Origin of the sequence: Micromonospora sp. SD12 (assembly GCF_052068495.1) — a bacterium.
Classification (GTDB): Bacteria; Actinomycetota; Actinomycetes; order Mycobacteriales; family Micromonosporaceae; genus Micromonospora; species Micromonospora echinofusca.
Window position 1 is genome coordinate 1 of sequence record NZ_JBQHDF010000025.1, and the last position, 11,984, is coordinate 11,984.

12 protein-coding genes are annotated in these 11,984 nt (G+C 72.8%); 8 read left to right on the forward strand and 4 right to left on the reverse strand.

Translation table 11 applies throughout. The features are described 5' to 3' along the window. Window positions 1–347: 347 nt before the first annotated feature. Window positions 348–2,024 carry a cellulose-binding protein gene (locus tag ACTMS2_RS27955; protein WP_441178059.1) on the reverse strand — a complete coding sequence of 559 codons (1,677 nt, stop codon included), beginning with the start codon at window positions 2,022–2,024 and terminating at the stop codon, window positions 348–350. 250 nt (window positions 2,025–2,274) lie between these two features. On the opposite strand from ACTMS2_RS27955, the gene ACTMS2_RS27960 reads away from it, so the two are divergent. After that, window positions 2,275–2,919, forward strand: coding sequence for an alpha/beta fold hydrolase (locus ACTMS2_RS27960; RefSeq protein ID WP_441178060.1), 645 nt, complete (start codon window positions 2,275–2,277; stop codon window positions 2,917–2,919). Window positions 2,920–2,936: 17 nt separating this feature from the next. Here the strand turns inward: ACTMS2_RS27960 and ACTMS2_RS27965 are convergent, their stop codons facing one another. Then, window positions 2,937–3,371 (reverse strand): VOC family protein, encoded by a 435-nt coding sequence (locus tag ACTMS2_RS27965; RefSeq protein WP_441178061.1) that lies wholly within the window; start codon window positions 3,369–3,371, stop codon window positions 2,937–2,939. Window positions 3,372–3,435: 64 nt separating this feature from the next. On the opposite strand from ACTMS2_RS27965, the gene ACTMS2_RS27970 reads away from it, so the two are divergent. The 7 genes from ACTMS2_RS27970 (at window position 3,436) to ACTMS2_RS28000 (ending at window position 9,828) form a co-directional block, all read left to right on the forward strand. Then, window positions 3,436–3,672, forward strand: coding sequence for an HTH domain-containing protein (locus tag ACTMS2_RS27970; RefSeq protein WP_089001290.1), 237 nt, complete (start codon window positions 3,436–3,438; stop codon window positions 3,670–3,672). Further along, on the forward strand, window positions 3,672–4,250 hold the full coding sequence (locus ACTMS2_RS27975) for a Clp protease N-terminal domain-containing protein (RefSeq protein ID WP_101414811.1): 579 nt from the start codon (window positions 3,672–3,674) through the stop codon (window positions 4,248–4,250). The genes ACTMS2_RS27970 and ACTMS2_RS27975 overlap by 1 nt, the downstream gene beginning before the upstream one ends. Before the next feature lie 347 nt (window positions 4,251–4,597). Beyond that, window positions 4,598–5,602 carry a diacylglycerol/lipid kinase family protein gene (locus tag ACTMS2_RS27980; RefSeq protein ID WP_441178062.1) on the forward strand — a complete coding sequence of 335 codons (1,005 nt, stop codon included), beginning with the start codon at window positions 4,598–4,600 and terminating at the stop codon, window positions 5,600–5,602. Continuing rightward, window positions 5,595–6,596, forward strand: a complete 1,002-nt coding sequence (locus tag ACTMS2_RS27985) for a YihY/virulence factor BrkB family protein (RefSeq protein ID WP_441178063.1) — start codon at window positions 5,595–5,597, stop codon at window positions 6,594–6,596. The genes ACTMS2_RS27980 and ACTMS2_RS27985 overlap by 8 nt, the downstream gene beginning before the upstream one ends. 78 nt (window positions 6,597–6,674) lie before the next feature. Continuing rightward, entirely contained in the window at window positions 6,675–8,165 is a 1,491-nt protein-coding gene (locus tag ACTMS2_RS27990) for a phosphatase PAP2 family protein (protein WP_441178064.1), read from the forward strand. 8 nt (window positions 8,166–8,173) lie between these two features. After that, complete coding sequence (locus ACTMS2_RS27995) at window positions 8,174–9,025, forward strand: endonuclease/exonuclease/phosphatase family protein (RefSeq protein ID WP_441178065.1); 852 nt, start codon at window positions 8,174–8,176, stop codon at window positions 9,023–9,025. A gap of 62 nt (window positions 9,026–9,087) precedes the next feature. Next, window positions 9,088–9,828: a hypothetical protein gene (locus tag ACTMS2_RS28000; protein ID WP_441178066.1), complete on the forward strand. Its 741-nt coding sequence runs from the start codon at window positions 9,088–9,090 to the stop codon at window positions 9,826–9,828. A gap of 277 nt (window positions 9,829–10,105) precedes the next feature. Here the strand turns inward: ACTMS2_RS28000 and ACTMS2_RS28005 are convergent, their stop codons facing one another. After that, window positions 10,106–10,963, reverse strand: a complete 858-nt coding sequence (locus ACTMS2_RS28005; protein WP_441178067.1) for an alpha/beta fold hydrolase — start codon at window positions 10,961–10,963, stop codon at window positions 10,106–10,108. Continuing rightward, a complete protein-coding gene (locus ACTMS2_RS28010) occupies window positions 10,960–11,922 on the reverse strand; it encodes a TIGR03557 family F420-dependent LLM class oxidoreductase (RefSeq protein WP_101414817.1) in 963 nt (320 codons plus the stop codon). Before ACTMS2_RS28010 ends, ACTMS2_RS28005 begins: the two co-directional genes overlap by 4 nt. Between the last annotated feature and the right edge of the window lie 62 nt (window positions 11,923–11,984).

Consider the following 11,984-nt stretch of genomic DNA (forward strand, 5'->3'; position numbering starts at 1 on the left):
GGCCTCAAGCAGGTCGACGGGTGGCAGGACATGCCCCTGACCAAGGCCGCGCAGACCGTGCAGGTGTCGGCCTACCCCGACCACTACGCCCAGTGGGAGCAGATGGCCGCCGACCTGGTCGCCGAGCACTGGAACAGCTGACCCGAGCAGTGTGAACGACTGCCGCTGGCCGGCACCCCACCCGGGGTGCCGGCCAGCGGCGTCTGCGTGGCGGCCCCGATCGGGTGAACCGGAGCGGACGATCGCCATTCCTTGTGCCGGTGATCGGCCGTCGCTTGTCGCCCCGGCCGGCGCGGCAGCAGACGTCGGCGTCACCGCTGCGGTGACGCCGACGTCGTCCCGCTCGTTTACGGGGCGACCACCCTGCCGCCGAAGGTCACGACGAGGCGGCCGTCGGACGCGAAGGACCAGCCCAGGGCGCCGGAGTACTGGGAGCACCGGGATCCGTTGGTGCCGGACCAGAACTGGTTCGAGCTGTCGGAGTTGCCGACGATCTTGTCGTTCGAGCCGCCGTCGCACGAGGTGTTGTTCCGGAACACCGAGGAGCCGCCGTCGAAGGTGAAGTTGCGTTCGGTGTTGCCGATGCTGGCGTTGTTCGACACCTGCATGGTGCCCAGATTGCGGTTGTAGGTGAATCCGTGCTTGCCGTTGTCGTAGGCGATGTTGCCCCGGACGATGTGGTTCACCCCGATGTCCTCGCCACCGAGCTTGTAGCCGTTGCGGTCGCCGGCCCCGGCCTGGCCGCCGTTGCTGAGGGTGCCGTTGTCGTAGGCGAGGGAGGACTCGATGGTCACCGCGCCGATGGCCCCGGTGTCGCTCTTCGTGTAGAGGTCGTAGCCGTCGTCGATGTTGTTGTGGGCCACGGTGTAGCGGAAGACGTTGCCCGGGCCCACGGTGAGCTTCGGGGCGAAACCGTCGGCGTCCTCACCGTCGGAGTCGACGTTGTCGTGCGACACGGTGCTCACCACGAGGTTGTTGGCGGGCCACTGGTCGCGGGGCGCGTTGGCCACCAGCCGCGAGAGCTGGAGCCCCGAGTCCCGGTTGTGGCGGGTCACCGTACGCTCGATGATGTTGTTGTTTCCGGCGAGCAGGATGCCGTTGTCCCCGGCCCGCTCGACGATGATGCCGCGGATGTGCCAGTACGATCCGCCCACCGCGAGGCCGCGGTTCGCCGGGTCCTCACTCTGGGCCGAGAAGTTCAGGATCGGGGTCTCGCCCGGGTAGGCGAAGATGTTCTTGCGCGCGCTCGACGTGCCGTTGTTGCCCTGGCCGATGGTGATGGTCTGCGAGTAGCGGTAGGTGCCGCCGCGCAGGTAGATCGTGCCGCCGGCGGTGATCCGGGTGATCGCGGAGGTGAGCGTCGTCGGGTTCGCCTCGGTGCCGGCCGCGCTGTCGGTGCCGGTCGGTGCCACGTACAGCGTGCTGCTCGACGGCGGGGGCGTGGTCGGCGGCGGTGTGGTGGGTGGGGGCGTGGTCGGCGGAGGCGTGGTCGGCCCGGTCGTCGGCGGCGGGGTCGTCGTACCCGAGGCGTACGTTTCGAACTCGGCGACCCTCGGGGTGCCGGTCGAGCTGGTGATCTCGAAGTTGATTTTGCGGAGCGAGGTGGCGGCGAAGCTGATGGCCCCCGCCCCGGCGCCGCTGGCCAGGGTGGTGCCGGTGTCGTTGTTGACGACCCGCCAGGAGCCGATGGCCCCGACGGCGCCGGCCGCCTCCCGGATGTTGATCGAGGCCACCGTGGTGGCGGAGTCCCACTTGATCGAGATGCGGCCGGTCGAGCCGACCGGTGACCAGTAGGTGCTCATGTTGCCGTCGCGCACGTTGCCGTAGCTGGTGCCGCTGGCCTTGCTGGAGCCGTCGGAGTCGCCCCCGAGGCTGAGGTTGGTCGCGTTGGCGCTGACCGATGCGGGAGTGGGGCCGCCGGACGCACCCGACGCCTCAGTCATCGGCAGCGCCGCGGCGACCGCGGCTGCGGCGGCCACGGCGGTGCCGCCGGCGAGAAGCTTGTGTCGCACTGCGGTTCTCACTGTTGGACTCCTCAGGAGTAGGCACGGCGCGGGGCGCTGCCTTGCCGCCCGACACCGCAGGTGGCTTCGTGTCCGCACCCTCGGCCCGGTCGAGAATCGGAAACATCGATGAAACACAGGCTAGGAAAGCGCTTGCCGGCGAGGCAAGAGTGGGAGACATGCAGGTTTGTTGCATCCGGCGACGCGCGCACGACCAGGACCGGGCCGGGTGTCCGGCTTGCTGTCGTACCCGTGTGTGAGGCTTCGGAGCGTGGCGACTTTCGTTCTGATCCACGGCGGCGGGGGCAGCGCCTGGGACTGGCATCTTCTGGCCCCTGAGCTGGTCGGTCGTGGCCACGACGTGGTGGTGCCGGAGCTGCCGATCGAGGATGCCTCGGCGGGGTTCGCCGAGTTCCGCGAAGCGGTCGTCGACGCGATCGGCGACCGGAGCGATCTCGTTGTCGTCGGGCACTCGTACGGGGCGTTCACCGCGCCGCTGATCGCCGACAGGCTGCCGGTGCGGCTGATCGTCCTGCTCGCGCCGATGGTGCCGAAGCCCGGTGAGAGGCCCGGGGACTGGTGGGACGACACCGGTCACCGGGTCGCGGAGGGGCTGAGCGGGGAGGAGCAGTTCTACAACGGCCTGCCGGCCGAGACCGTCGCGGAGGCCGCGGCGCACAGCCGGGCGCAGGTCAGCGCGGAGTGGAACGAGCCGTGGCCTCTGGACGCCTGGCCGACCGTGCCGACGAAGGTGCTCATCGCCCGCGACGACCAGTTCTTCCTGGCGGACTTCCAGCGCCGGGTGGTCACCGAGCGACTCGGCGTCGTCCCGGACGAGATCGACGGTGGGCACTCGGTGGCGCTCAGCCATCCGGAGCGGCTCGCCGACCGGCTGACCGCGTACCTGCTCGGCTGAGAGGCGTCAGCGGCCAATCAGTCGAGGCAGAACTCGTTGCCCTCGATGTCCTGCATCACGAGACACGACTCGTTGTAGCCGTCGGCGCGCAGCAGTCGCACGCGTACCGCGCCGAGCGCGACCAGCCGCGCGCATTCGGCCTCAAGCGCGGCCAGGCGCTCTTCGCCCACCAGCCCGGTGCCGACGCGTACGTCGAGATGCAGCCGGTTCTTGGCGACCTTGCCCTCGGGAACGCGCTGGAAGAACAGTCGCGGGCCCACACCCGAGGGGTCGACGCATGCGAACGCCGAACCCTGTCGTTCGGGCGGCAGTGCGCGATCGAAGTCGTCCCAGGTGGCGTACCCCTCCGGTGTCGGCGGTACGACGTAGCCCAACACCTCGCACCAGAAGCGGGCGACGCGCTCGGGTTCCGCGCAGTCGAAGGTGATCTGTACCTGCTTGACCGTGGCCATCGACACACCATAGCGACTGTCAACGCGGGTTGACAGTCGACGCGTGTCAACGTAGGTTGACGACATGAGTCAGGCAACGGAACTCGCGGCGGCAGCCGGCAGCACCGACCCCCGGGTCGGGCTGCGCGCCGTCCGCGCGCTGCGCCGGCTGCTCGAGCGGCTCGAGGTGGTCCAGGTGGACAACGCCCGTCGACAGGGCTGGTCCTGGCAGGAGATCGCCGACGAGCTGGAAGTCAGCCGGCAGGCGGTCCACAAGAAGCACGCCGGTCGTCCGGCGGTCGGATCCTCCTGGGAGGCGTGATGTTCGAACGGTTCACCGACCGGGCCCGCACGGTCGTGCGCGACGCCCGGGACGAGGCCCGGACCGAGGGCCAGCGGCCCGTCGGCACCGAGCACCTGCTGCTCGCCCTGCTCTCCGACGGCGACAGCCTCGCCGCCCGGGTGCTCGCCGAGGCCGGCCTGCGCGCCGACGACCTGCGCGCCCGCATCCGCCGGCACACCGAGCGGGGAGCCACCGGCCTCGGCGACGCCGACGCCGCGGCCCTGCGCGAGATCGGCATCGACCTGGCCGCCATCGTGGCCCGGATCGAGGAGTCCTTCGGCCCCGACGCGCTGCGCGAGGCCGCGCCGGCGCCGCGTCGCCGCTGGGGTCGTCGGCGGTACGCGGGCGGCCCCTTCTCCCCGCGCGCCAAGAAGGTGCTGGAGCTGGCCCTGCGGGAGGCGCTGCGCCTGCGCCACCGGCACATCGGCACGGAGCACATCCTGCTCGGCGTGCTCCGCGAGGGCCACGGGCTCGGTGCGCTCGTGCTCACCGAGGCCGGCGCCGACCTCGACGACCTGCGCCGCCGGGTGGAGACCGCCCTGCGCACCCCCGCCTGACCGACCGCCCCTTCCTTCCCTGAAGTCGGCGGCGACCCCGCCTTACCACCCGCCCCTCGACCACGAGGTCGGCGGCGAACCCGAGCGTCGTGGCGTCGGCGACGCCCTTCAGGTCGTTGCGGCGGGGAAGGCGGCCTTCCCCCGCCCCGCTCCGTCGATCATGGGATCGGCGGGGCGGTCGACCTCGGGAACTGCCGCCAGCCTCCCGGACGACGGGTCGCGGCAGGGCGAGGCGGGGTGCGGAGGAGGTGGAGGGGCGCAGGGGCGCGGCAAACGTGTTTGCGCTGCGCGTAACGTCACCGCGCCGCCGGGTCGCTGCCGTGCCGGATCTGCTGCACACTGGCGCCGTGGATGCTGGACAGGACAAGGGACGCCCGGCGCACGACGGCGGTCTGCGCTCGGCCGTGGTGGTCAACCCGGTGAAGGTGGCCGACCTCGACGAGCTGCGTCGTACGGTCCACGACGCCCTCGCCGCGGCCGGTTGGCCCGAGCCGCTGTGGTTCGAGACCACGGTCGAGGACCCGGGCCGGGGCCAGACGGAGGAGGCGGTCGCGGCCGGCGTGGACGTCGTCTTCGCCTGCGGCGGCGACGGCACCGTGATGGCCTGCGTCAGCGGCCTCGTCGGCACCGACGTGGCGCTCGCCGTGCTGCCGCAGGGCACCGGCAACCTGCTCGCGGCAAACCTGGGGCTGTCGGGTGACCTGGCCGCCGGGCTGGAGGTCGCCGTCGAGCGTGGCCGTCGGCTGCTCGACGTCGGCGCGGTCGAGGACCACTACTTCACGGTGATGGCCGGCATGGGCTTCGACGCCCAGATGCTCGCCGACACCTCGGAGACCACCAAGAAGCGGATCGGCTGGCCGGCGTACGTGGTGGGGGCCGCCCGACACCTGCGCGACCGGCCGATGAGGGTCTCCATCCGCATCGACGACCAGCAGCCGTTGCGCCGCCGGGCCCGCTCCGTCCTCGTCGCCAACGTGGGCCGCCTCCAGGGCGGTGTACGCCTGCTCACCGAGGCCGAACCGGACGACGGCTACCTCGACGTCGCGGTGCTCACCCCGCGTACGCTGCGGCACTGGCTCGCGCTCGGCTGGGCGGTCGTACGCAAGCAGGACAGCGTGCCCCGGATGGAGGTCTTCCGCGTCCGACGGGTGGAGATCACCAGCAACCGGGCCCAGCCCCGGCAGCTCGACGGCGATCTGATCGAGCCGGGGCGCACCCTCAAGGCCGAGATCCGGCGACGGGCGCTGTGGCTCTGCGTGCCGCAGCCGGAGCAGGATCCCGACCTGGCCGAGGACGCGAAGGCGGCCGCCGAGCGTGGTGAGCAGTTGATCGAGGAAGCCCGCAGTGAGTAGCACCCGGATCGTGCCGGAGACCCGGCTGATGTCCGACGAGGAACTCAACGCCGACGACGCCTGGCACACCCTGCGCCGGCAGGGCGGCTGGCACCTGCTGCGCGACGCGTTCATCCGGTTCCGCTACGGCGACGGGTTCAGCCACTCGCGCGCCTTCGCGCTGCAACTCTGTCTCGCCGTGGTGCCGTTCCTGATCGCGCTGACCGGCCTGATCAGCGAACTCGGCGTGGAGGAGGGCGGCCAGGTCGTCGCCGACACCGTCCTGGCCCTCACCCCCGGGGCGAGCGAGCCGATGGTGGCCGAGCTGCTCGGCGAGGGGGACCGCACCGAACGCGCGGGCGAGCTGGCGCTCGGCCTGGGCATGATCACCGGCCTGGTCGCGCTGACCAGCACCATGGCCCAGATCGAACGCGGGGCCAACCGCATCTACGGCGTGGAACGGGACCGGCCCGCGCTCTGGAAGTACGTCCGCGCCACCATCCTCGCCCTCGCCGCTGGCGTCCCGGCGTTGACCGGGTTCCTGATCCTCGTCGGCGGCGGCCCGATGGGCGACTCCGTGCAGCGGCACTACGCCTGGGGCGAGCTCGCCAACGCCGTCTGGGACGTGGTGCGCTGGCCGCTCAGCCTGGGTCTGACCGTCCTCGCCGTCGCCGTGATCTTCCGGCACGCCCCCCGCCGCAAACAGCCCGGCCTGTCCTGGCTCTTCTTCGGCGCCGGGATCGCCACCGCCCTGTGGTGGCTGGCCAGCCTGCTGCTGGCCGCGTACGTGCGCTTCAGCGGGGGGTTCGGCCAGACGTACGGGGCGCTGACCGGGATGATGGCGCTGCTGCTCTGGGCCAACCTGACGGGCATGGCGCTGTTCGGTGGACTCTCCTTCGCCGCCCAGCTCGAGGCGCTGCGCATCGGCGTGCGGGAGCCCGCCCAGCCCGATCTCTGGGAGCCCGAGGCCCAGCGCGAGGAGCTTCACGACACGGGCGAGATGAGCTCGCTGTAGCTCCGCATCGGACACCCCCGGTGTACGCGGAGCGCCGATCGGGTATTGCGGCACGCCAGAAGCGAGAGGGAGGCTGCCGTGGGCGCGGTCAAAGAGGCGTTGCGACGACCCTTGGGTCACTTCACCGAGCGGACCCTCGCCGGTCTGGCGATCGTGCTCGGTGCCGGGGTCGGCTTCGGGGTGCTCCTCGTGCTGGTCCGGACCCGGTGGACCCCCCTCTACGACGTCGACCACGGCGTGGCCCAATGGCTCAACGACCTGGTCGCCCCGCACGGACCACTGGTGACCGTGCTCAACGCGCTCACCGACCTCGGCGGGCGGGCCGTCATCATCTGGCTGGTGTCGGTCGCAGTGGTGGGCCTGCTGATCCGCAAGCAGGGCCGGCTCGCGGTGTTCCTGATCGTCACCGGCGTCGGCGCCCTCGTCCTCGACCCGGCGCTCAAGACCCTGGTGGACCGGCTGCGCCCCGAGGTGGAGGTGCCCATCGGCACGTACGCCGGGGACAGCTTCCCCAGCGGCCACGCGCTCGGCTCGATGGTCGCGTACGGGGCGCTGCTGCTGGTCTTCCTGCCGGCGATGTCGCGCCGCTGGCGCAAGCCCGCGATCGCCCTGGTCGCCGTCGTCGTGTTCCTCATCGGCCTGACCCGGATCGCGCTGGGCGTGCACTTCGTCTCGGACGTGCTGGGGGCCTGGCTGCTCGGCGCCGCCTGGCTCGGCGTCACCGCGTACGCCTTCCGGCTCTGGCGGTTGGAGCGGGGCCGTCCGGTCCCGGCGCTGACCGACGGGCTGGAGCCGGAGGCCGCGCACGACGTCGCGCCCGCCCCCGACGAGGCGCACCTGCTGCCGCACCCCCGGGCCGCCGTGTTCGAGCTGATCGTCGGCTGGGTGCTCATCCTCGGCGCGCTGTACGGCTTCGGCATGTTCGTCAGCTACTACGCCGGCGGCACCTTCTTCGCCACCCTCGACACCGACGTGCCACGGTGGTTCGCCGAGCACCGCACCCCGGGCAGGGACGACTTCAGCTACTGGTGGAGCAAGGTCGGCGACACCCACGCGATCCTGCTCATCTCGCTGGTCTTCTGCCCGCTCGTGCTCGCGGTGTGGCGGCGCTGGCGACCGGTGCTGTTCGTGGCGTTGACCATGTTCGGCGAGCTGAGCCTCTTCCTCGCCTCCGCCGCCGCGGTCGACCGGCCGCGCCCGCCCGTCGGCAACCTCGACGGGCCGATGCCGACCTCCTCCTTCCCGTCCGGCCACATCGCCGCCACGCTCTGCGTCTGGGTGGCGATCGCGGTGATCGTCTTTCCGCGTACCGACCGGTGGTGGCGGTGGATCTTCGTGGCGCTGGCGGTCGTGATGCCGGCCGGCGTGGCGATCAGCCGGATGTACCGGGGGATGCACCACCCCACCGACTTCATGGGCGCGATCATCCTCACCACCCTCTGGATCGGGCTGCTCTACTGGGTCGTACGTCCCAACGAGGACCTGCGCGAGGGCAACCGGCCGAGCATCGAGTCCGAGGACGTGGACACCCTCGACGACGAGCTGGCCAAGGCCGGCCGGGCGGACTGACCCGGCCCATGCTGCGGGCGATGACCTGGAACATCCGCACGGGCGGGCGCGACCGGGGCGGCGCCGACCGCCGGGACCTGCTGGTGCGGGTCGTCGCCGCCGAGCGGCCGGACGTGCTGGCGTTGCAGGAGTTGCGGGACTTCGACGACCGGCCGGCCGCTGCGCCTGCCCCCGCCGGTGGTCGCCGAGCAGATGCGGGCGGCGTGCTCGCCGACTTCGCGGGCCGGGTGGGGATGCGCCCCCACCTGGCCCGGTCCTGCTTCGGTCAGCCGGTGGCGGTGCTGCTCCGCCCGCCGCTGCGGGCGCTCGCCGCGACCCGGGTGCGCCGGCCGTTCCACCACGCCGCGCAGCGCGTCAGCGTGGCCACCACCGCGGGCGCGCTGACGGTGCTGAGCGTGCACCTCGACCCGTACTCGGGGTTGCGGCGGCGCGTCGAGGCGGGCTGGGCCGCCGCCGCGTTACGCCGCGCGCCGGGGCGACTGGGGCTGCTGGCCGGCGACCTCAACACCCTCGACCCGGTGGCCGAGCACACCGACCGCGTCGCCCGGCTGCCGGCCGCGTACCGCCGTCGTCACCTGCGCCGCGACGGTCGGACGGTGGAGACCCGGGCGGTGGCCCGGCTGCTCGCCGCCGGCCTGGTCGACCTGTACGCGGCGGCCGGCCGGCCGGACGACGGGCTGACGGCTCCCACCCGGCATGGGGGCGGGGCTGAGTTCTCGGGGATGCGGCTGGACTACCTGTTCGGCACCGCCGCGCTCGCCGAGCGGGTGCGGGACTGCCGGGTGCTGCGCGGCGGCGAGACCGAGTACGCCTCCGACCACTACCCGGTCGTCGCGGACCTCGACCTCGACCCGGCCTGACCACCTGGCCGTCCCGAGGGCCGCGAGGACGGCGCGTTGCCGGTGCGGACTACCGTGAGCTGGTGATCGACTCGCCGAGTCCGGAGCCGGGGCGCACCGGGTCGCCGCCCGCTCCGCTGCTGGTCGCCGTCGCCCGGGGAATCGCGCTGGTCGTGGTGGTGCCGCTGCGGTTGATCTGGGAGCTGGTCGCCGCCGTCGGCGGCTGGCTGCACCGCTGGCTGCTCGCGCCGGTCGGCCGTTTCCTGGACCGCTGGCTGCTGCGCCCGCTGGGCTGGCTGCTGCGGATGCTGCTGTGGGTGCCGCTGGTGTGGCTCGGCCGTGGCCTGGGCTGGCTGTTCCGGACGTTGGTCTGGGTGCCGCTGGTCTGGTTGGGGCGCGGGCTGGCCTGGCTGGCCCGGACGGTGGTGTGGGTGCCGCTGGCCTGGCTGGCGTACCACCTGATCTGGGTGCCGCTGCGCTGGCTGGGCCGCCTGCTCGCCCCGCTCGGACGCCTGCTCCTGGCCGGGCTCGCGGCGGTCGGCCGTTGGCTGGCGGCGGCGGGTCGGGTGCTGCTGCACGCGCTCGCCTGGGCCTGGTGGGCGGCCGGCCGGCTGCTGTGGTGGTGCTACGCGCTCACGCTGCGGCCCTTCGTGCTGGCGGCGGGCTGGCTGTGGCGGAACGCCGTCCGCCCGGTGGGCCGGGCGGTGGCCGCCGCGTGGCGGGCGACGGTGTCGCCGGCCGTGCGCTGGGTGCGCCGCGCCGTCGTGGACCCGGTCCGCCAGGCGACCCGTGAGGTGTTGACGGCCCTGGGCCTGCGCGGCTGACCGCCCACGCCGCCCGACGAGCGGTGCCCGAGCGAGATCTTGGCGCGAAACGGCCCCTCCAGGGGCACTCCCGCACCAAGATCTCGCAAGCGCAAGCGCAAGCGCAAGCGCAAGCGCAAGCGCAAGCGCAAGCGGGGGCGGAGCCGGAGCGGGCTACAGGAGCAGGTTGAGCAGGACGGTCAGGACGACCGACGCGACGATCGAGAAGAGGATCATCAGCAGGCAGCCGAGGCCGCCGCCGGCCGGCCGGATCTCCGTGTTACCGATACGCATGTGATCACCTGTTCGTCAGCGAGGGGGCGAGGAGGGCGCGGATCGCGTCGGCGAGCTGCGCCGGCGCGGTGGTGGCGACGTTGTGCGCGGCGCCCGGCACGGTGACCGTACGGGCGTGCGGCACCAGCCGGCCCACCTGCGTACGCCAGGACGGCGGCACGATCGGGTCCCGGGAGCCGACGACCACCAGGGTGGGCGCGGCGATGCGGACGAGGTCCACCTCGATGCCGTTGCGTACCGAGTGCGACAGCGTCGCGTGCACCCGCCAGGGGCGGGCGTCGACGACGTCCCGCAGCAGGATCGGCGCCTGCAACGGCGCCTCCCGCAGGGTGTCCACCAGCCAGCGTCCGAACTGCGCCCGCCGGGACCGGGCGGCCGGGTCGCTGGTCGGGCCGGCGAGCACCACCGCTGCGACCGCGTCGGGGTGCCGGGCGGCCAGCGCCGCGACGACCTCCGCGCCGAAGGAGTGCCCGAGCAGGCAGACGGGCGGCATCCGGTACGCGGCCAGCCAGGCGGCCAGGTGCGCGGCGTGCTCGCGCACGTCGTACGCGCTGTCGGGGCGCTCGGTCAGCCCGAAGCCGGGCAGGTCGGGCACGTACACCGGGTGGGTGTCGGCCAGCGCCAGGGCGAGCGGGGTCAGGTAGCGGTGGGACACGGCCAGCCCGTGCACCAGCACGACCGGGGTGGCGGCGGTGCCGGGGTCGCCCGCGCGGCGGGTGTGCGTACGCAGCCCGTCGACCAGCCGCCACTCGCTGGTCAGCCCGGCGGCCGGTCTCGGGGCGGCCAGCGCGACGCGCAGCTCCGCCGGACCGAACCGGCCCGGCGGGCTCACCCGGGGCCGCCGGGTCGGCGTGGTCCTCACAGCTCGCGCAGCCTCGGCAGGAGCTGCTCCTGTGCCCAGTCCAGGAACATCGGCTGCGTCTCGCCGCCCACCTGCACGATCGCCACGTGGGTGAAGCCGGCGTCGACGAACTTGCGGAACGCCTCGACGTGCCGGTCCACGTCGGGCCCGCAGGAGATCCCCTCGGCCACGTCCTCCTCGCGGACGAACTGCGTGGCGGCGGCGAACGACTCCGGACCGGGCAGGTCCGCGTTGACCTTCCAGCCCATCCCGAACCAGCGGAACTGGTCGTGCACGATCTTGCGGCACTCCGCCTCGTCCGGGCCGTAGCAGATGGCCACCTGGCCGTAGCGGGGCTGCCCGGCGCCGCCGGCCTCGTCGTACATCTCGATGATGTGCGGGTCCGGCTCGGTCGCGACGAGGCCGTTGCCGTACTCGGCGGCGAGGGTGACCGACTGGCGGCCGGAGGCGGCGACGGCCATCGGCACCGGCCGGGCCGGGCGGTCCCACACGTAGGCGTCGGGCACGTCGTAGTGGTTGCCCGAGAAGGTCAGCGTCTCCCCGTTGAGCAGCGGCCGGATGATCTGGAGCGCCTCCTCGAACATCTCGTGCCGTTGCTGCACGTGCGGCCAGCCGCCGACGACGTGCTCGTTGAGGTTCTCGCCCGCGCCCAGGCCGAGGGTGAACCGGCCGTCCGAGAGCACCCCGACCGTGCTGGCCTTCTGCGCCACGACCGCCGGGTGGTAGCGGCGGATCGGGCAGGTGACGAAGGACATCAGCTCCGCGCGGCTGGTGGCGTGCGCGACCGCGCCGAGCACCGACCAGGCGTACGGGGAGTGGCCCTGGGAGTCCAGCCAGGGGTAGTAGTGGTCGGAGATGACGAGCTGGTCGAAGCCGGCCGCCTCCGCCCGCACCGCGTAGTCGACCAGTTGCTTCGGACCGGCCTGCTCGCACATCAGGGTGTAGCCGACGTTGACCATGGATGTCTCCTTCCGACCCGGGCGGATCATCCCCGGATACCCCGGCCAGCCCCGGTCAACCC